Annotated in this window: 20 protein-coding genes and 1 riboswitch; of the genes, 6 read left to right on the top strand and 14 right to left on the bottom strand. The window is 71.5% G+C overall.

Annotated elements, in window-relative coordinates; translation table 11 throughout:
• Positions 1-215: 215 nt before the first annotated feature.
• Genes ACSHV8_RS51365 through ACSHV8_RS51355 form a run of 3 tightly spaced genes read right to left on the bottom strand, consistent with a single transcriptional unit; the run spans position 216 to position 1,822 of the window.
• Positions 216-674, bottom strand: coding sequence for a PH domain-containing protein (locus ACSHV8_RS51365; protein WP_436527945.1), 459 nt, complete (start codon positions 672-674; stop codon positions 216-218).
• On the bottom strand, positions 674-1,516 hold the full coding sequence (gene hisG / locus ACSHV8_RS51360; protein ID WP_436527943.1) for an ATP phosphoribosyltransferase: 843 nt from the start codon (positions 1,514-1,516) through the stop codon (positions 674-676). The genes ACSHV8_RS51365 and hisG overlap by 1 nt, the downstream gene beginning before the upstream one ends.
• Positions 1,517-1,558: 42 nt before the next feature.
• Positions 1,559-1,822, bottom strand: a complete 264-nt coding sequence (locus ACSHV8_RS51355) for a phosphoribosyl-ATP diphosphatase (protein WP_067696625.1) — start codon at positions 1,820-1,822, stop codon at positions 1,559-1,561.
• Between the two features lie 77 nt (positions 1,823-1,899).
• On the opposite strand from ACSHV8_RS51355, the gene ACSHV8_RS51350 reads away from it, so the two are divergent.
• Genes ACSHV8_RS51350 through ACSHV8_RS51340 form a run of 3 tightly spaced genes read left to right on the top strand, consistent with a single transcriptional unit; the run spans position 1,900 to position 4,350 of the window.
• A complete protein-coding gene (locus ACSHV8_RS51350) occupies positions 1,900-2,772 on the top strand; it encodes an ABC transporter substrate-binding protein (RefSeq protein WP_436527941.1) in 873 nt (290 codons plus the stop codon).
• Positions 2,769-3,608, top strand: a complete 840-nt coding sequence (locus ACSHV8_RS51345) for an amino acid ABC transporter permease (protein WP_436527939.1) — start codon at positions 2,769-2,771, stop codon at positions 3,606-3,608. The genes ACSHV8_RS51350 and ACSHV8_RS51345 overlap by 4 nt, the downstream gene beginning before the upstream one ends.
• Position 3,609: 1 nt before the next feature.
• Positions 3,610-4,350, top strand: a complete 741-nt coding sequence (locus ACSHV8_RS51340; RefSeq protein WP_436527937.1) for an amino acid ABC transporter ATP-binding protein — start codon at positions 3,610-3,612, stop codon at positions 4,348-4,350.
• On the opposite strand, the gene ribH is transcribed toward ACSHV8_RS51340, so the two are convergent.
• From ribH to ACSHV8_RS51315, 5 genes are all read right to left on the bottom strand, one after another.
• Positions 4,347-4,823: a 6,7-dimethyl-8-ribityllumazine synthase gene (ribH, locus tag ACSHV8_RS51335; protein ID WP_436527935.1), complete on the bottom strand. Its 477-nt coding sequence runs from the start codon at positions 4,821-4,823 to the stop codon at positions 4,347-4,349. The genes ACSHV8_RS51340 and ribH overlap by 4 nt on opposite strands.
• A 45-nt stretch (positions 4,824-4,868) precedes the next feature.
• A complete protein-coding gene (locus tag ACSHV8_RS51330) occupies positions 4,869-6,077 on the bottom strand; it encodes a bifunctional 3,4-dihydroxy-2-butanone-4-phosphate synthase/GTP cyclohydrolase II (protein WP_436527934.1) in 1,209 nt (402 codons plus the stop codon).
• Positions 6,070-6,669, bottom strand: coding sequence for a riboflavin synthase (locus ACSHV8_RS51325; protein WP_436527932.1), 600 nt, complete (start codon positions 6,667-6,669; stop codon positions 6,070-6,072). Before ACSHV8_RS51325 ends, ACSHV8_RS51330 begins: the two co-directional genes overlap by 8 nt.
• Before the next feature lie 3 nt (positions 6,670-6,672).
• Complete coding sequence (gene ribD, locus ACSHV8_RS51320; RefSeq protein ID WP_436527930.1) at positions 6,673-7,728, bottom strand: bifunctional diaminohydroxyphosphoribosylaminopyrimidine deaminase/5-amino-6-(5-phosphoribosylamino)uracil reductase RibD; 1,056 nt, start codon at positions 7,726-7,728, stop codon at positions 6,673-6,675.
• A 450-nt stretch (positions 7,729-8,178) separates the two neighbouring features.
• Positions 8,179-8,354: riboswitch (FMN riboswitch) on the bottom strand.
• 61 nt (positions 8,355-8,415) lie between these two features.
• A complete protein-coding gene (locus tag ACSHV8_RS51315; protein WP_436527928.1) occupies positions 8,416-9,597 on the bottom strand; it encodes an aminotransferase class V-fold PLP-dependent enzyme in 1,182 nt (393 codons plus the stop codon).
• 76 nt (positions 9,598-9,673) lie between these two features.
• On the opposite strand from ACSHV8_RS51315, the gene ACSHV8_RS51310 reads away from it, so the two are divergent.
• Positions 9,674-10,252 (top strand): TetR/AcrR family transcriptional regulator, encoded by a 579-nt coding sequence (locus tag ACSHV8_RS51310; RefSeq protein WP_436527926.1) that lies wholly within the window; start codon positions 9,674-9,676, stop codon positions 10,250-10,252.
• A 40-nt stretch (positions 10,253-10,292) separates the two neighbouring features.
• A complete protein-coding gene (locus tag ACSHV8_RS51305) occupies positions 10,293-10,949 on the top strand; it encodes a lysophospholipid acyltransferase family protein (protein WP_436537358.1) in 657 nt (218 codons plus the stop codon).
• 230 nt (positions 10,950-11,179) lie between these two features.
• On the opposite strand, the gene ACSHV8_RS51300 is transcribed toward ACSHV8_RS51305, so the two are convergent.
• From ACSHV8_RS51300 to ACSHV8_RS51275, 6 genes are all read right to left on the bottom strand, one after another.
• The gene (locus ACSHV8_RS51300; protein WP_436527924.1) at positions 11,180-12,184 is read right to left on the bottom strand and encodes a GGDEF domain-containing response regulator; all 1,005 of its coding nucleotides are present in this window, start codon (positions 12,182-12,184) and stop codon (positions 11,180-11,182) included.
• Positions 12,181-12,861, bottom strand: a complete 681-nt coding sequence (rpe, locus tag ACSHV8_RS51295) for a ribulose-phosphate 3-epimerase (RefSeq protein ID WP_436527922.1) — start codon at positions 12,859-12,861, stop codon at positions 12,181-12,183. The genes ACSHV8_RS51300 and rpe overlap by 4 nt, the downstream gene beginning before the upstream one ends.
• Before the next feature lie 101 nt (positions 12,862-12,962).
• Positions 12,963-14,474 carry an RsmB/NOP family class I SAM-dependent RNA methyltransferase gene (locus ACSHV8_RS51290; protein WP_436537356.1) on the bottom strand — a complete coding sequence of 504 codons (1,512 nt, stop codon included), beginning with the start codon at positions 14,472-14,474 and terminating at the stop codon, positions 12,963-12,965.
• Positions 14,429-15,355, bottom strand: coding sequence for a methionyl-tRNA formyltransferase (gene fmt / locus ACSHV8_RS51285; RefSeq protein WP_436527921.1), 927 nt, complete (start codon positions 15,353-15,355; stop codon positions 14,429-14,431). The genes ACSHV8_RS51290 and fmt overlap by 46 nt, the downstream gene beginning before the upstream one ends.
• Before the next feature lie 4 nt (positions 15,356-15,359).
• Positions 15,360-15,917, bottom strand: coding sequence for a peptide deformylase (gene def / locus ACSHV8_RS51280; RefSeq protein WP_436527919.1), 558 nt, complete (start codon positions 15,915-15,917; stop codon positions 15,360-15,362).
• A 93-nt stretch (positions 15,918-16,010) separates the two neighbouring features.
• A complete protein-coding gene (locus ACSHV8_RS51275) occupies positions 16,011-17,981 on the bottom strand; it encodes a primosomal protein N' (RefSeq protein ID WP_436527918.1) in 1,971 nt (656 codons plus the stop codon).
• 85 nt (positions 17,982-18,066) lie between these two features.
• Between ACSHV8_RS51275 and ACSHV8_RS51270 the strand changes: the two genes are divergently transcribed.
• A complete protein-coding gene (locus ACSHV8_RS51270; protein ID WP_436527916.1) occupies positions 18,067-19,146 on the top strand; it encodes a hypothetical protein in 1,080 nt (359 codons plus the stop codon).
• The last annotated feature ends 105 nt before the right edge of the window (positions 19,147-19,251 follow it).

Here is a 19,251-nt window from a genome sequence, read left to right as displayed (position 1 = left end):
CCGGTCATCGGCGTCCAAAGGGAGGACGCGCCCCGGGCAGGAAATATTCCCTGCTCGGATGACCGGACCCAGTCACGTCCGTGACTCGGGTGGGAACCAGCGGGCTCCTCTTTCGCGCCGTGCAGTGCCTTTTCGAATTCAGAGGCACGGCATGGCGTGGTCGACTGCCCGCAAGCTTACCAGGCCCTGCGTCACCCCTGACGCAGAGCCTGGTCTCAGGCTTGTGCCGCCGCCGAGTGCAGCGCCCGGAGCGCCCGCACGCCGTCGACCGCGTAGTCCTTGTCGACCGCCTGCAGCGCGTGGATCGACACCTGCTCGTCGTCGAGCAGCTCCAGCTGCGCCCACGGCGAGTTGCGGTCGAACCGGACCGCGCGCACCACGTTCCACGGCAGGTCGTAGCCGCCGACCACGTTGCGCACGTGCACGCCCTGGTCGTCGGCGACCACCCGGGGACGGCAGAACGTGAGGATGCCGAGACCGAGCAGGACGCCCAGCCCGATCATCGCGGCCTGGTCACCCCGCTGGAAGCTGCCGGAGCCGACCTGGCCCGCGTTCTCGAAACCGGCCTGCCCGTGCAGCCCGAAGCTGAGCACGGTGAAGAACACGACCACGACGGCCGCCAGCACGCCGGCGACCCAGCGGATCTTCTGCGGACGAAAGCTCACGTCAGTCATCACAACCTACAGTTGGCGATATCCGTCACCAGGATGGCACGAGCGCCGAGCTCGTACAGCTCGTCCATCACCTTGTGCACCTGGCTGCGCTGGACCATCGCCTCGACGGCGACCCAGCCCTCGCGGTGCAGCGGCGAGACCGTGGGCGACTCTATTCCCGGGGTCAGGGTGGTGGCCTGGTCCAGCAGGTCGGCCCGGACGTCGTAGGCCAGCATCACGAAGTTGCGGGCGACCAGCACACCGTTGAGTCGTCGCAGCAGCTGGGCGCCACCGGCCGGCGGCTCGGCCTGCCGCCCGATCAGGATGGCCGACGAGCGCATCAGCGGCTCGCCCAGCGTGACCAGGCCGGCCTGGCGCAGCGTGGCGCCGGTCTCGACGACGTCGGCGATCAGGTCGGCGACCCCGAGACGGACGGCGTTCTCGACCGCGCCGTCGAGGCGGACCACGTCGGCCTTCAGCTCGTGCTCGTCCAGGTAACTGCCGACCAGGCCGGGGAACGCGGTGGCGATCCGCTTGCCGCCCAGCTGATCCACCGAGGTCAGCGTGCCGGCCGGGGCGGCCCAGCGGAATGTGGCCCCGGCGAAGTTCAGGTCGAGCAGTTCCGTGGCCGGGACCCCGGAGTCGACCAGCAGGTCCCGGCCGGTGATACCGAGATCCAGGTCACCCGAACCGACGTACGTGGCGATGTCGCGCGGCCGCAGGTAGAAGAACTCGACGTTGTTGGCTTCGTCACGACAGACCAGGTCTTTCGGGTCGGTGCGCTGACGGTAACCGGCGTCCTTCAGCATCTGCGAGGCCGGCGCGGAGAGGGTGCCCTTGTTCGGAATGGCGATACGCAGCATTGACGTGCTCCTTCGTTCTCTCGGACGGGTCAGGGGCGCACGTCAGAGATGTCGGTACACGTCCTTGAGCTCGAGACCGGTGGCGATCATCAGGACCTGTGCCTGGTAGAGCAGCTGCGAGATCTCCTCGGCGGCCCGTTCCGGGCCCTCGTGCTCAGCCGCCATCCAGGACTCGGCCGCCTCCTCGACGACCTTCTTCCCGATGAAGTGGACTCCGCGTTCGAGCGCGGCGACCGTGCCCGAACCGGGGGTCTGTTCCGCCGCCTTGCGCTGCAACTCGGCGAACAGTTCTTCGAACGTCTTCACGGGAGACGATTGTTGCAGCTCATTACGGTCCGACTACGAACGGCCCCAGCCCGTGGGACGTCTTTTAAGCTGCGGCCATGGTCAGCCGTTTCACCCCCATCCTCATCGGCGGCGCCGCACTGGCGCTCGCCTCCGTCACGGCCTGTTCCCCGGTCGAGGACGACACCACCACGTCCGCATCCCCCTCGGCGTCGGTCGACGCCTGCCCGTCGGGCGCTCTCGGCGGCACCGTGGCCGCCGGCAAGCTCACGATCGGCACCGACAATCCGGCCTACGAGCCGTGGTTCAAGGACAACAAGCCCGCCAGTGGCGACGGGTTCGAGTCCGCGGTCGCCTACGCCGTGGCCCAGCGTCTCGGCTACACCAAGGACCAGGTCGCCTGGACGTCGGTGACGTTCAACAACGCGATCGCGCCCGGGCCGAAGACGTTCGACTTCGACATCAACCAGTTCTCCATCACCGACGAGCGCAAGCAGGCGGTCGACTTCTCCTCGCCGTACTACCTGGTCCGGCAGACCGTCATCACCACCAAGGGCTCCAAGATCGCGAACGCCAAGACGCTGGCCGAACTGGCCGGCGCCAAGCTCGGCGCCCAGGTCGGCACGACCAGCTACCAGGCGGTCACCGACATCATCAAGCCGACCACCAAGCCGTCGGTGTTCAACACCAACGACGACGCCAAGGCGGCCCTGGCGAACGGCACCGTCGACGGCATCGTGGTCGACCTGCCGACCGCGTTCTACATGACCGCGGCCGACCTCAAGGACGGCGTCATCGTCGGCCAGCTGCCCCAGGTCGGCGTGCCCGAGCAGTTCGGCCTGGTGCTGGACAAGGGCTCCAAGCTGACCGGCTGCGTCAGCGGGGCGGTCGACCAGCTGCGCCAGGACGGCACCCTCGCGGTGCTGGAGAAGACCTGGCTCTCCGACTCCGGGGCGCCCGAGCTCAAGTGACCCACGCACCGAGTCCTCGGCAGCAGGAGCGGTTCGCCTTCCGTCGCCGGCAGGCGATCCGCTCGGTCCTGCTCGCCGCCCTCTCCACCGTCGTCGTCGGCGTGCTCCTGGCCGTCGGCATCACCGGCTCACCCGGATGGCCGCGGGTCAAGCAGTCGTTCTTCAACCTGGACACGGCCACGAAGTACCTCCCGGACGTGCTGGAAGGCTTCTGGCTCAACGTCCGGCTGTTCGTGATCTGCGCGCCGCTCGCGCTGGTGCTCGGGATCGTCGTGGCGATCCTGCGCACCTCGCGCGGGCCGGTCACGTTCCCGGTGCGGGTGCTGGCGGGCGGATACACGTACACCTTCCGGGGTCTGCCCTTGATCATCACGATCTATCTGTTCGCGTTCGGGCTACCCGGGCTGCGGCTGCAGGGCACCCCGGACGTCGTGGTGCTCGGCGCCGCGGCGATCGTGATCACCTACGGGGCGTACCTGGCCGAGGTGTTCCGGGCCGGCATCGAGTCGGTGCACCCGAGCCAGGTGGCGGCGGCGCGGTCGCTCGGGCTCACCTACCGGCAGGCGATGCGCCACGTGGTGCTGCCACAGGCCGTCCGGCGGGTCACGCCGGCGCTGCTCAACGACGTCGTCGCGCTGCAGAAGGACGTCGGGCTGATCTCGCTCGCCGGGTCGATCGACGCCATCCGCGCGGCCCAGATCGGCGCGGCCCAGAGCGCGAACTTCACGCCGTACGTCGTCGCCGCGGTGCTCTTCATCCTGCTCGCACTGCCGCTCATCGCGATCACCGACCGGGTGACGCTGCGGGCGATCCGAGCCCAGAACGCGGGGAACTGACGTGCTGCTCTCCTGCACGAACGTGCGCAAGGTGTTCGGTGACCACGTGGTCCTCGACGACCTCAGCCTGGACGTCGGCGAACACGAGGTGGTGGCCCTGATCGGCGCCTCCGGCTCGGGCAAGTCGACGCTGCTGCGCTGCGTGAACCTGCTCGCCGAGATCGACGACGGGGAGATCCGTCTCGACGGCGAGGAGATCACCGACCCCAAGATCAACCCCGATCTCGTACGTCGGAAGATCGGTCTGGTTTTTCAGAGTTACAACCTGTTCCCGCACATGACCGTGCTGGACAACATCACGCTGGCGCCCACCAAGGTGCACAAGCGGGCCGCCGCCGAGGCGCGCGAGAAAGCCATGACCTGGCTGGAGCGCGTCGGGCTGGCCGACAAGGCCAAGGCCTACCCGGACCGGCTCTCCGGCGGGCAGCAGCAGCGCGTCGCGATCGTCCGCGCGCTGGTCAACAGCCCGCGGCTGCTGCTGCTCGACGAGGTGACCTCGGCGCTCGACCCGGAACTGGTCGGCGAGGTGCTCACCATGATCCGGGACCTCAAGGGCGAGGGCATGACGATGGTGCTGGCGACCCACGAGATGGGCTTCGCCAAGCAGGTGGCCGACCGGGTCGCGTTCCTCGACAACGGCCGCGTCCTCGAACAGGGGCCGCCGTCGCAGGTGCTGGGCGACCCCGTCGAGCCACGAACGCGTCAGTTCCTGTCCCGCATCATCGAAGCGGGACGGCTCTAATACTTCTGGACCTCGCGGATGGCGAGCGCGGCGTCGAGAACCGCGACCGTGCTCTGCCATCCCTTGTCCTCGATCGAGTCCTCCAGGCCGGCCCGGTCGCGGGCCTGCCCGAGGCTCTGGACGGTCAGCACACCGTGCGCGACCGGCGTCTGCTCGTCCAGCGCGACCCGGGTCAGGCCGGACGTGACGGCGTCGCACACGTACTCGAAATGCTGGGTCTCGCCCTTGATGACCACGCCGAGCGCCACGACGGCGTCACAGCGCTTCGCGAGTGCCTGCGCGACCACCGGAAGCTCGACCGAGCCGGCCACCCGGGACACGACCACGTCGGTGACGCCGCACGCCTCGGCCGCCGCCCGGGCCCGCTCGATCATGTGGTCGACCAGGTCGTTGTGCCAGCGTGAGCCGACGATGCCGAGCCGCAGCCCGGCCGCGTCGACGGGCTGGGTGTGTGGATCACCGAAGCCGGCCATTGGAATCCCCCTTTGTCGTCATCTTCCGCCTGTCCGGGGCGCCGGTCAGCCCAACGCCTCGAACAGGTGGCCCATCCGGTCCCGCTTGGTCCGCAGGTACCGCACGTTCTCCGGGTGCAGGCGGACCGGCAGCGCCTCGCGGCCGGTGACCCGCAGGCCGTAGCCCTCCAGCCCGGCCCGCTTGGCCGGATTGTTGGTGAGCAGGCGCATCGAGCGCACGCCCAGGTCGTAGAGGATCTGCGCGCCGACACCGTAGTCCCGCGCGTCGGCCGGCAGACCCAGCTCCAGGTTCGCGTCGACGGTGTCGAAGCCGCGGTCCTGCAACTGGTACGCCTGGAGCTTGTGCAACAGCCCGATGCCGCGCCCCTCGTGACCGCGCATGTAGAGCACCACGCCCCGGCCGGCCGCCGCCACCTTCTCCAGGGCCGCGTCCAGCTGCGGGCCGCAGTCGCAGCGCCGGGAGCCGAACACGTCGCCGGTCAGGCACTCCGAGTGGACCCGGACCAGCACGTCCTCACCGTCGGTGAGGTCGCCGTAGACCAGGGCGACGTGCTCGCCGTGGTCGGCCTCGGAGCGGTAGCCGACCGCGGTGAAGACGCCGTGCTCGGTCGGCATGGTGGTCTCGACGACCCGCTCGACCTGCCGGCCGTCCCGCTCGCTCAGGTAGGCCACCAGCTCGGCGATGGTGATCAGGACCAGGTCGTGCTCGACGGCGAACTTCTCCAGGTCCGGACGGCGCTGCATGGTGCCGTCGTCGTTGACCATCTCGCACAGCACACCGGCCGGCCGGCACCCGGCCAGCACCGCGAGGTCGATCGCGGCCTCGGTGTGCCCGGGACGGCGCAGCACGCCACCCTTCTTGGCCCGCAGCGGCACGACGTGGCCCGGGCGGTTGAAATCGGTGGGCTCCGAGGACGCGGCGGCCAGCAACCGGATGGTCCGGGCCCGGTCGGCGGCCGAGATGCCGGTGCTGACGCCGTGCTTGGCGTCGACGGTGACCGCGTACGCCGTTCCCCGGGCATCCTGGTTGGTGTGGTACATCGGGGGCAGTTCGAGGCGGTCGGCCTCGGCCTCCGGAAGCGGGACGCAGATGTACCCGGACGTGTAGCGGACCATGAACGCGACCAGTTCCGGGGTGGCGTGCTCGGCCGCGAAGATGAGGTCGCCCTCGTTCTCCCGGTCCTCGTCGTCCACCACGATCACCGGCCGGCCGGCCTTGATCTCGGCGATCGCGCGCTCGATGCTCTCAGACATTGCGGCTCCCCAGCATCTTCTCGACGTACTTGGCGATCACGTCGACCTCGAGGTTGACCGGCTCGCCGATGGCCTTGCTGCCCAGCACGGTGTGCTTGGAGGTGGCCGGGATCATCCCGACCGAGAACGTGTCGTCCGTGACCGCCATGACGGTCAGGGAGACACCGTCGACCGTGATCGAACCCTTCTCGACCACATATCTCGCCAGCTCGGCGGGGAGTGAGAACGTCACGACCTCCCACTGGTCGGCCGGCTCCCGTGCGATCAGCTTCGCGACGCCGTCCACGTGACCCTGCACCAGGTGACCGCCGAGACGGCTGCCGAGCGCGGCCGCCCGCTCCAGGTTCACGTTGCTGCCGACCTTCAACGCGCCCAGCGAGGAACGGCGCAGGGTCTCGCCCATCACGTCGGCGGTGAACACGCCGTCGACGTTGTCGATGACGGTGAGACAGACGCCGTTGACGGAGATCGAGTCGCCATCGCCCGCGTCCGAGGTGACCAGCGGCCCCCGGACGGCGATGACGGCGGAGTCCTCGGCGCCCTCGGTGAGACGGACGATCTCACCCAGTTCTTCGACGATGCCGGTGAACATTCCTCAGTTCTCCTTCGAACGGAGCGTGGCGGTGAAGCGCAGGTCGCCCCCGATCTGCGCGATGTCGGTGAAGTCGAGCTCCAGGGCGTCGGCGATCGTGCCGATCCCGGCGTCGACCAGGGCGGTCCGGCCGGCGCCGAGCAGTTTCGGCGCGACATAACCGATAACCCGATCGACCAGGCCGGCCGCGAGGAAAGCGCCGGCCAGGGTCGGGCCGCCCTCCAGCAGGACGTTGCGGACGCCGCGCTCGTACAGGCCGGTCAGGACCGCGGTCAGGTCGACCCGGTCGTCCGGGCCCCGGCCGGCCTCGGCCACCGTGACGATCCAGGTCGGTGCGGCGGCATCACGGACACGGGCGTTCTCCGGCGTACGCCCGTGGGAGTCCACGACCACACGCAACGGCTGCTTGATCGCGAGCGACCCGTCCCGCAGGTCACGGACGGTCAGCTGCGGGTCGTCGGCGAGCACCGTGCCCGCCCCGACCACGATCGCGTCCACCGTGCTGCGCAGCTCGTGCACGTCGAAACGGGACTCGGCCGAACTGACCCACTGACTCGTCCCGTCCGCGGCGGCCGACCGGCCGTCCAGCGTGGCGGCGAACTTCCAGGTCACGAACGGGCGGGTGCGGCGCACGGCGGTCAGCCAGGCGATGTTGCCCAACTCGGCCTCGGGACGGCGCAGGCCGGTCTCGACCTGGATCCCGGACGCGCGCAGCGTCGCGGCACCACCGGAGGCGATCGGATTCGGATCGTCCACGGCGATCACGACCCGGCGCAGGCCGGCCTGGATCAGCGCCTCCGAGCAGGGGCCGGTGCGGCCGGTGTGATTGCACGGCTCCAGAGTGACGACGCAGGTGCCGCCGCGGGCCCGCTCACCGGCCTGGGCCAGCGCGACGATCTCGGCGTGCGGGCCGCCGGCATACGCGTGGAAGCCCTCGCCGACGACCTCGCCGGTCGCGTCGAGGAGCAGGCAGCCGACGACCGGATTCGGGCTGGTCGTGCCGAGGCCACGGCCGGCCAGCGCGATCGCGCGGCGCATCGCCTCGTCCTCGGTCACCATCTGCGTCTCGTCCCCTCACGCGGTGCGCCACGCGAGGGCATCGCGCGGCTCTTACCGACCGCGCGAGTAACGCCGCGCGGCTGTTACCGGCCGCGCGAGGGCATCGCGCGGGCTGTGCTCACCGCGCGAGGGCATCGCGCGGCTCCTGCCGACCGCGTGACGTGAGTCGCGCGGGCCGTGCCGACCGCGCGAAGGGCATCGCGCGGCGAGCGACAGCCGCGTGACGTGAGTCGCGCAGCCGTCCCGGTCGCGCAAGAAAGTCGCGCGGCCATCCCAGCCGCGCAAAAAACAAACTGCCACGCGGCCGTATCACGCGCGGCGAGCTTGAGAGGGAGAAAACGCCAGGAAAAGGACACCGAGGGTACGCTTCGCGCACCCCGGACTGGATGAGGCCCGGACAGCGGCCCCCTCCGGTGGATGTGGCCGTCGAGGGCACACCCGTCCGATTCCGCGCGCTGTCTCCCATCCGGACTGTCTGACCGAGCTCACGCCCGATCAACCGTCGGCCCCGGAATCTCACCAGGTCCACCGGCCGCCATGGTCATGACGTCCGGGTCGCGGGCTTACCGCCGCTTACGCAGCAGATCACCGCCGGTTCGGAATTTCACCGAGTCCCGCCAGCGCGTGGTGGGTTACCTCCGAGTCTTGCACGCGATCGCGGATTTGCCACCCCGCGAGTCTGCGATGTCACAACCTCTTATCGATCATGGCTCCGACCAGGGCCGCGGCGTGCTCGACCTCGTCCTCGGTGTTGTAGTAGTGCGGCGAGAACCGGACCATCGGCGGCAGGTTCCGATCCTCGGTGTCGAACTGCTGGTGCGCCGGCACGGTGCTGGTCACGTTGACCCCGGAGTCGGCCAGCCGGGTCACCACCTCGGCCGACTCCACGCCCTCGACGGTGGCGGTGACGATCGCGCACTGCCGGCGCCCGAGGTCGTGCACGGTGATGCCGGGAATGTCCTCCAGGACCCCGCGCATCCGGTCGCCGAGCTCCGAGGTGCGCTTGCCGATCTCGTCCAGCCCCAGGTTGAGCGCCTGATCCACGGCCGCGCCGAGGCCGAGCACCGCGGCGTAGTTCATCTCCCAGGTGGCGAACCGCTGCGCGCCCGGCACCCAGTCGAAGCCGCGGGCCCCGTCCCAGTCGGCCGACTCGATCTCCACGATGTGCGGGTCGAGCCGGTCCAGGATCCCGCTGCGCACCCACAGGAAGCCGGTGCCGCGCGGCCCGCGCAGGAACTTGCGCCCGGTGCCGCAGAGGAAGTCGCAGCCGATCTCCTCGACGTCGACCGGGAACTGGCCGACCGACTGGGTGGCGTCGAGCAGGAACGGCACGCCGGCCGCCCGGGCGATGCGCCCGACGTCGGAGGCGGGGTTGACCAGACCACCGGCGGTCGGCACGTGGGTCAGCCCGATCAGTCTCGTGCGCTCGTCGATCAGGCCGGCCAGGGCGAACGTGTCGATCTGCCCGTCTTCGTCGTTCGGCACGACGACGACCTCGGCGCCGACCCGTTTCGCCGCCTGCAGGTAGGACAGGACGTTGCTGCCGTACTCGTTGCGGCCGGTCAGCACCCGGTCGCCGGCCCGCAGCGGCACCGCGTAGAACGCGGCCTGCCAGGCGTGCGACGCGTTGTCGAAGAGGGCGAACTCGTCGGCCCGGCCGCCGAGCAGCTCGGCCAGTCCGGAGTAGACCGCGGCGACCCGTCCGGCGGCTTCCCCGGCCGCCTCGTAGCCGCCGATCTCGGCCTCCCGCCGCAGGTGCCCGACGACGGTGTCCAGGGTTTCCTGCGACATCAGGGCCGCGCCCGCGTTGTTGAGATGAATCCGATGGCGGCACCCGGGAGTGCCGGCACGAAGCGCGTCGACGTCCATGCCCCGAGAATTTCAGACCGGACGCGTCCGCGCACCTGTCGTAGACAGTGTCTACGCGCTCTGGTAGACACTGTCTATGCCCCCTGACGACGCGTTACGTGATCGACTGGTGCGAGTCGGGGCCGAGTTGTTGCGCACGGAAAGTCCCGGCGCCCTCTCACTGCGTGAGATCGCCCGCCGCGCCGGGGTCTCGCACGGCGCCCCGCGCCGCTACTTCCCGACCCACCTGACGCTGCTGTCGGCGATCGCGCGCTCCGGCTTCGCCGACTTCTCCGAGCAGGTCACGGCCGCCCTGCGGACCACTCCGGAGGATCCGAGAATCAAAATCACGACAATTGCTTATCTGTACGTACGATTCGCCGCCACCAACCGCAGCATGTTCGAGCTGATGTTCCGGCACGATCTGCTGACCAGCGGTGGCGAACTGGGCCTGCGTGACGCTTCCCTCCCGCTCTTCCGGCAGCTCACCGGCCTGGTCGCGGCCGCCCGCCCGGACTCCGGCGTGCCGCCACGGGTGACCGCCGCGGCGATCTGGGCCGCCCTGCACGGCACGGCGCAGCTGTGGAACTGGGGCTCCCTGACCCTGGCCACCGACGCCACCGACCCGCTCCCGTTCGTCGACGCCACCCTGACCGCCCACCTGGGCCCCCCATGAATCCCTCCGACGCGCACCCGGAAGGTCATCCATGAACCGCATGCCACCCCTCTACGCCGGCGCGCACCGCACCCTGGGCACCCTCTTGCGCACGCTCTGGCCGACGACCGTGACGGGCCTGGAGAACATCCCGGGCGACTCGGGCGCGATCCTCTGCTCCAACCATCACGCCATCGCCGACCAGCTCTTCCTCGGCGTCAACACCCCGCGGCACGTCGCGTTCTGGGCCAAGGCGGAGTACTTCCGCTCCCCCGGCCTCCGCGGCAACCTCACCCGCCGGGTGGTCACCGGCATGGGTGCCATCCCGGTCGAACGGGCCGGCGGACGCGCGGTCCTCACCGCCTTCGACGCCGCGGTCCCGATCCTCAGGGCCGGCGGCCTGGTCGCCGTCTTCCCGGAAGGCACCCGCTCCCCGGACGGCCGCCTCTACCGTGGCCGCACCGGCGCCGTCCGCCTGGCCGCCCAGGCCGGAGTCCCGGTGGTCCCGGTGGGCATCACCGGCACCGACCACATCCGCCCGGCCGGGCACCGGTTCCCCCGCCCGCGCCCGATCACCCTGACGTTCGGGCTGCCGATTCCGGTCAAGGTCGAGTCGGCCAAGGATGCCCGCCATCTGACCGACGAGCTGATCTCCGCGATCCAGTCCCTGACCGGCCAGGAGTACGTCCCGTCCTACGCTCCGCCCCGGGCCGCCTGATCACCTCAGCCGGGGAGCACGCCCACCCCGGGCCGCCCACCCACGGGGCATGCTTTCGCGCCGGGTTGCCTGACCGGGGTTTTTGCCTTGACCGCAACCACCCACGGACATCGCCCTTTCGGGCTGGGCGTTCTGGGCGCGCCAGCGCCCTGCTCAGCCCGGAAGGGTCCCCGCGGGAGCGACGGTCTGTACCCCGGCGGACCTAGGACATGAAGAATTTGATCTTGATCTTATTCGGCCTCGGAACGACGCCGGTCGATGGCCACGTAGGAACCCGGCTGCGACTTCGCGACCTTCTTCATCTCGGAGGCGACGGCGATGACCATGCGGGGGTCGGCGAACTGGCGGCCGCCGGCGGTGGCCTGGGCGACGCCGATCGAGAGCGTGACCAGGGCGGCCCGCTGCTTGTTGCCGCGGCGGTCGGGGACCTCGATGTAGCCGCGCTGGGCGTCGCGCTGGTCGTAGAGACGGTCGGCGGCCGACTCGAAATCGGTCACCATGCTCTTGGTGAGCGGCAGCACCTGGTCGGGGTGGCAGATGAAGACGAAGTCGTCGCCGCCGATGTGGCCGAGGAAGATCGACGGCTTGCCGGTGGAGGCACTGGCGCGCTGGAGGCTGCGGGCCATGGCGCCGATGAACTCGTCGCCGCGGTCGAAACCGTACACGTCGTTGACGCTTTTGAATCGGTCGATGTCGATGTAACCGACCGAGTAGTCGCCGCCCGTGCGGATCCGGTCGGCGATCTCGCGGCGGACCCGGGCGTTGCCGGGCAGGCCGGTCAGTGGGGAGACCTCGCGGAACTCCTTGTTGCGCTTGAGCGTGGTGGAGACCCGGGCGATCAGCTCGGCGGTGTCGAACGGCTTGGTCAGGTAGTCGTCGGCGCCGGTGGTCAGGCCCACCACCTTGTCGCCGGTCATGCTCTTGGCGGTGAGCATGATCACCGGGAGGGCCGAGGTCAGCGGGTCGGCGCGGAGCGCGCGGATCAGCTCGACGCCGTCCATCCGCGGCATCATCCAGTCGACGACGGCCAGGTCGGGCCGGTGCGTCTCCATCAAGTCGAGCGCCTCCTGCCCGTCGCGGGCGCGGATCACCTCGAAGCCCTGGACCTTGAGGTTGAACTCGACGAAGCTGGCGATGTCCTGATCGTCGTCGACGACCAGGATGAGATCGGGACGGTTCTCGTCGTCGTCGAGCCCGAGGTCGTCGACCACGGGCCCCGGCTCGGCGTTACTCACATCGAGTTCCCCATGCGCTCGGCGGCCAGTGCACGAAGCTTACGCACGGCCTCGGCCGGATCGGCAGCCCCATAGACGGCGGTGCCCGCCACGAACGCGTCCGCACCGGCCTCGGCGGCCTGCTCGATGGTGTCCGCGGCGATGCCGCCGTCGACCTCCAGGCGGATGTCGAGATGGCCGACGGAGATGCGACGCCGCACGTCACGCACCTTGTCGAGCATCTCGGGCATGAACTTCTGCCCGCCGAACCCGGCCTTGATCGTCATGATCAGGACGGTGTCCAGATAGGGCAACAACTCCAAGTACGGCTCGACGGGGGTATCCCGGTCGATGGCCAGGCCCGCCTTGGCGCCGGCCGCGCGCAGCGTCTTGGCCAGCGCCACCGGGTTGTCCGCGGCCTCGGCGTGGAACGTCACGTTGTACGCCCCCGCCTCCGCGTAGCCCGGGGCCCAGCGGTCGGGGTCGGTGATCATCAGGTGCACGTCGAACGGGATGTTCGTCGCCCGGCGCAGGCTCTGCACGATCGGCAGGCCGAGCGTGAGGTTGGGCACGAAGTGGTTGTCCATGACGTCCACGTGCACCCAGTCGGCGGCCCCCTCGATGGCGTGCACCTCGTCGGCGAGCCGGGAGAAATCGGAGGCGAGGATGCTCGGCGCGATGATCGGCGATGACGTCACCGCTGAAGTGTAAAACCTCGGCCCGGACCGGTCGGCAAGCCTGTGGACAAAGGCGGGGCCTGTGGAAAGGCCGCCGGGGTGGGCCCGGCGGCCTTCTCGGATCAGCTCGTGCGGCGCAGGACCGCCAGGAACATCGCGTCCGTCCCGTGCCGGTGCGGCCACAGCTGCACCGTCGGCCCGGCGCCCAGCCCCGGCATCCCCGGCGGCAGCAGCGGCCGGGCATCGACGAAGTCCACCTCGACGCCGCTGCGCCGGGCCCCCTCGCTCACCGTCACCTGGGTCTCCACCATATGCGGCGAGCAGGTCACGTAGGCCACCACGCCGCCCGGCCGGACCGCCCGCAACGCCGCCACCAGCAGTTCCCGCTGCAGACGGGTGAGCGGCGGCAGGTCGGCCGGCTGGCGGCGCCAGCGCGACTCGGGACGGCGCCGCAGCGAGCCCAGCCCGGTGCACGGCGCGTCGACGAGCACCCGGTCGAACGCCTCCTCGGGCAGGTCGGGGTCCCGGCCGACCGAACGCCCGTCCATCGGGAAGACCGTCACCGGCATGCCCTCGGTGGCCTGCTCGACCAGGCGGGCCCGGTGCTCGGCCACCTCGACCGCGGTCACCTCGGCGCCCCGGCCGGCGGCGATCGCACCGATCAGGCCGGTCTTGCCGCCCGGGCCGGCGCACAGGTCCAGCCAGCGGGTGTCCCGGCCCTCGATCGGGGCGGCCAGCAGCGCGGCGGCGACCAGCTGGGAGCCCTCGTCCTGGACGTGGGCGCGGCCCTCGCGGATGGCGGCCAGGTCACGCGGGGCGCCGCCGCTCAGGTACACCGCGTACGGCGAGAACGCCCCGGGGACGCCGCCGACCTCGTCGGCCAGCTCGATCGCGTCGGCCCGCCCGGGACGGGCGCACAGGTGCACGGCCGGCGGCTGGTTGTCCTCGATCAGCAGCCGCTGGGTCTCCTCCAGGTCGCCGCCGAGGGCCTCGGCGAATGCGCGGACGATCCACTGCGGATGGTGGTGCTGGGCGGCCAGGTTGCCGACCGGGTCGTCCTCGTACTTCGGGGTGACCCGCTCCAGCCACGTCTCCAGGGTCGTCTCGGAGATCGTGCGCATCACCGCGTTGGCGAAACCGGACGCGGCCGGGGCCACCGAACGGACCAGGTCGACCGTCTGGTTGACCGCGGCGTGCGACGGGACCCGGGTGTAGAGCAGCTGGTAGGCCCCGAGGCGCAGCGCGTCGCGGGCCGGCGGGTCGATCCGCGCGACCTCGCGGCCGGCGGCCTGGGCGATGATCAGGTCGAGGGTGCCGAGCGCCCGCAGCGTGCCGTAGGTCAGCTCGGTGGCGAACGCCGCATCCCGCCCCTGCAGTCCGAATCCGTCGATGATGTCGGAGAGGACCAGATTCGCGTACGCGTCGTCGCGGTTGACGGCGGCGATCGCCTCATACGCCGCCTGGCGAGCCGGGTCGGACGGCGGGCGACCCGCGCGCGGCGCCCGGCCACTGCGCTGATCGCGATGATCTCCCGGCCCGGACGGCCGTCGTGGGCCGGCGCTGTGCGGCCGTGAAGCCCTGTGTTCCGTCACGCGAGCTTCTCCCCTGGTTCGATACGCATGCCCCGCGCCCAGTCGGTCGCGGCCATCGGTTTCTTGCCCGCCGCGCGGACCTCACCCAGCTGCACCGGCGTCGTCGCCGTGCCGGCCAGCACCTGATTGCGCTCCACCCGCAGCTCGCCCGGCGGCAGGTGCGGCGCGTTGGCCACCGGCCGGACCGGGCCCAGCTTCAGCCGGTCCTCCCGCAGCGTCGTCCACGCGCCCGGGGCCGGGGTGCACGCCCGGATCCGCCGGTCCACCGCGAACGCCGGGTCCGACCAGCGGACCCGGGCGTCGTCGGCGGTGAGCTTCGGGGCCAGGCTGACCCCGTCGTGCGGCTGCGGATGGGCCCGGGCGGTGCCCGCCTCGATCGCGTCGAGCACGGCGACGAGCAGCCCCGCGCCCTCGTGGGCGAGCCGCCCGAGCAGGTCACCCGAGGTGTCGTTGAAACGGATCTGGTCGGTCAGCGTGCCGTAGACCGGGCCGGTGTCCAGCCCCGCCTCCAGCTCGAAGACGCTGGCCCCGGTCACCTCGTCGCCGTGCAGGACGGCGTGCTGCACCGGCGCCGCGCCGCGCCAGGCGGGCAGCAGTGAGAAGTGCAGATTCACCCAGCCGTGCTTGGGGATCTCCAGGGCCGAGGGCGGGACCAGGGCGCCGTACGCCACCACGGGCACACAGTCGGGGGCCAGCTCGCGCAGCCGGGCCTGGAACTCGGGCTCGCGCGGCCGCTCCGGCGTCAGCACCTCGATGCCACGCTCGTCGGCCCACGCGCCGGCCGGCGAGCGCACCAGGCGACGGCCACGACCGGCCGGGGCGTCCGGGCGGGTGATCACGGCGATCAGGTCGTGCCCGGACGCGGCGATCGCGTCCAGGCTGGGCAGCGCCACCTCGGGCGTGCCGGCGAAGATCAGGCGCATCGGGTCACCGGCCCAGCCCGAAGATGCCCCGGCTGTGCGGGCTCTCCTTGATGGTGGGGGGCTTGGCCGCGTCGTACCACTCGGCCGAGCGGATCTGCTTCATCGCGTCCTTGCGGGAGGCCGAGTCCAGCCGGTCCAGGAAGAGCACGCCGTCCAGGTGGTCGGTCTCGTGCTGCACACAGCGGGCCATCAGCCCGGTGCCGACCAGCTGGATCGGGTCGCCGTGCTCGTTGAAACCGTTCGCCACCACGTTCTGCCGGCGCTTGGTGTCGATGTAGATGCCCGGGATGGAGAGGCAGCCCTCGGGGCCGTCCTGCTCCTCCTCGTCCGGGAACGACAGCACCGGGTTGACGATGTGCCCGACCACGTCGTCGACGTCGAAGGTGAACACGCGCAGGCCGACGCCGAGCTGCGGGGCGGCCAGGCCGGCACCGCCCTCGTCGAGCATGGTGTCGGTCAGGTCCTTGACCAGTTTGCGCAGTTCCTTGTCGAAATCGACGACCGCGTCGGCCTCAGTGCGCAGCACCGGGTCGCCGAAGAGACGGATGGGCTGGACGGTCACTCGGCGGTACTCCTAGAGCAGTGGGAAAACGACTGCGGAACAGTCTACGGACCCGGGTTCCGCCTCGTGGAACGCGCCGGAGGAGGGCCGGCCTCAGAAGAGCTCGGCCGGGTCCACCTGGATGCGGACGGCGACCGCCGCTTTACGCGCGCTGCGCACCCCGGCCGCCACGTGCAGCGCGTGGGCCAGGCCGGCGGCCCCCGACCGGGACACCCGCAACAGCATCCGTTCCTGGTCGTCGCGGGCCGGGACCGGGCCCAGCTGCTCGGTGCCGTCCGGCAGGTCGGCGATGGTCAACAGCTCGGCGACGGCCGGCGCGGGGCCGGTCACGCTGGCCATCCGGGCGGCCGGGGGGAAGCCCAACTCGCGGCGTTCGGCCAGCTCACGGGCGGCGAACCAGCCCGGGTCCCAGCGCAGCAGGGCCTGCACCGGGGCCAGCGAACCGTCCGCCACCACGATCACCCGGCCGCCCTGCCCGCCCGGCCGGGCCAGCGCCGACGCGTTCAGCCAGCGCCGCATCGTCTCCTCGGCGGCGCGCAGGTCGGCCCGGCTCAGCAGCGCCCAGGTGTCGAGCAGCAGCACCGCGCCGTACCCACCCTCGGCCACCGGCTCGGCCCCCGGGGTCGCCACGACGATCGCCGGCTCGCCCGGCACCGTGTCCAAGATCTCGTCCCGGCCGGATGTACGGATCGGCACACCGGCGAACGCCCGGCCCAGCTCCTCGGCCGTCCGCCGGGCGCCGATCACCGAGGCCCGCAGCCGGCGCTCCCCGCAGTTGGGGCACGCGTAGGCGGCCGAGCCGCGCCCGCACCAGTGACAGATCGGGACGTCGTGCGCGCCCTGCAGGCCGAGCGGCCCGGAACAGTGCGGGCAGCGGGCCGGGGTGCGGCACTCGGCGCACGCCACCGACGGCAGATAACCCCGGCGCGGCACCTGGACCAGGACCGGATGGCCCTCCTGCAGCGCCTGCTTGGCGGTCAGCCAGGCCAGGCTGGGCAGACGGGCGGTGACCGCGCCCGGGTCGCGGGCCAGCTGCGGGTCGTCGCCGGTCGGCGAGATGGCCGGCTGGCGGCGCCGCAGCACGGCCCGGTCGGCGACGATCTCCCTGGCCCAGCCGGTCTCCAGGAGCAGCTGGGCCTCCCCGGTCCGGGCGAAGCCGCCGACCAGGGCGGCGCAGTCGGCCAGCCGGGAGCGGGTGAGGAGCACGTCGCGGGCGTGCGGGTAGGGCGAGCGGGGCTCGGAGTGCAGGTCGTCGCCGTCGTCCCAGATCACCACCAGCCCGAGGTCGGCGGCCGGGGCCCACATCGCGGCCCGGGTGCCGGCGACCACCGGCACCTGGTGGCGGCTCGCGGCCAGGAAGCGCCGGTATCGCTCGGCCGGGCCGAGGGCCGCGTTCAGCGCGACGTGCCGGCCCGGGCCCAGGGCGGCGGCCAGCGCCCGGTCGACCCGGTCCAGGTCGCGGGCGTCGGCGACGACGATGACCACGCCGCGGCCGCCCTTGACGGTGGCCGCGGCGGCCTCGGCTATCCGGGCCGGCCAGTCCTCGCCCGGCAGGGCCGACCAGACGGCCCGGGCGGGGCGGCCCTCCTCCAGCGCTTTGAGGTAGGCCGGGCCGGCCGCGTACGAATCCCAGCCGCCGGCCGGCGACGGGACCGGCTCGGGGTCGACGGCCGCAAGGGCCTGCGCCTCCACCCGGGCGTGACGCGGCGGGACGGCCAGGCGCAGCACGTCGGCCAGGCTGCCCGCATAACGATCGGCCACCGCCCGCGCCAGCCGCACGACCTCCGGATCGAGCACCCGCTCGGCCGAGACCACCTTCTCCAGGAACGCCAGCTTGCCCTGATGCTCGGAAAACTCGACCCGCTCCAGCAGGAACCCGCTGACCAGCTGCCCGGCAAACCGGACCTTGACCCGCACCCCCGGCTGCGCGGCCTCGTCGTCGGCGCCGGCAACCAGGTAGTCGAACGGCCGATCCAGGTGCGGCAGCTGAAGGTCGACACACACTCGCGCCACCGGCAGACGTTCCGCCGGCTCCCGTTCCGCTCGCACACTCTTGGCCACCATCGCCGAACATTCTGCCCGCACCCCCCGACAAGATCTTTCGGGCGAGGCCGCCCACCGCCGCCCGGACCGCTGCGATCCTGGGCACATGCTGGTATCGGTGCTGCTGGACCAGGCGATCGGCGTGCATTACGGCTTCCTCGACCTGAGGTCGGCCCAGGCCGACGACGGGCAGCCCGGGGACGAGGACGCCCCGTGGCGCGGCCAGATCAACGGCCTGCTCGGGGCCGCCGATCCGGAGGTGCTGAGGATCCGCACTCGGCTGCACACGGCGAACGTCCCGGTCCGGGTCGAACTGCACACCGACGCCCCGGAGCCGGGCGACGAGTGGACCGAGATCGTCGAGGCCGGCTTCGCCACCTGGGTGGACGATCTGTGGCTGAGCGGGTTCGACCAGTCGGCCGGTCCGCTCGACCTGCCACCCGGCTACTACCGGGTGCGGTACTCGTCGCGGGGTGACGGCGAGACCGAGGAGTGGCTGCTGCTGCAGTTCTGGCCGGCCGACGACGACCGGGTGGTGCGCCAGACCACCGGCGACGCCGCGTACTGGCACCGTACGGGGGTGGTGGCCGCGCTGACCGCCGAGGAGATCACCGAGGCCGTCGAGGAGCTTCGCGAGGTACGGGAGTCCTGGGTCGACCCGGAGGACCCGATCTTCGATCGCGAACCGCTGCGGGGTACGGACGGCGTGCTCACCCCGCTGCGCGACCTGCCGGAGCGGGTTCACCTGATCGCCGAGGTCGACAATCAGGTCGCCACCGGCCTGGCCGCGGCCGACCCGCCCGTCCTGCGGGCGATCACCCGGTGGGCGGCCGATCTGGTGCTGACCGCGGCCGGGATCCGCGAGATGCCCGAGGTGGCGGAGGCGATGGCCGCCCTGTACCGCGGCGAGCCGCTGCCGCCCGGCACCCGCGAACGGATCGAGGCCCGGCTGCCGCCGATGCCGACGATGCCGGCCGAGGTCACCGGGGCCTTTCTCGCCGACCATCGGGAGACGCTCGCCCGGCATCACGCCGTGCTCGTTCTGCAGGTCGCGGCCGACCCCGGGACCGATCCGCTCGACGCCGCCTGCAGCATGCTGTGGCTGGCCGGCGGAGCGGTCGGCGGCGGGGCCGGATGGATCATGCCGGTGCTCCGGAAGGTCTTCCCGGCCCTGGTCCCGGCATGATCCGGCGGCTCAGCGGGCCGGGCAGCTTCGCGTAGGCCGGCGCGGTCCCATGCGAACCTTACGCAAATCCTCGATGAGCCCGATCGGGCTCAGGGGCGGAACGCA

This window comes from Actinoplanes sp. HUAS TT8 (assembly GCF_051380535.1).
Classification (GTDB): Bacteria; Actinomycetota; Actinomycetes; order Mycobacteriales; family Micromonosporaceae; genus Actinoplanes.
The sequence above is the reverse complement of the archived record's forward strand: the minus strand, read 5'-3'. Positions and strand labels throughout refer to the sequence as shown.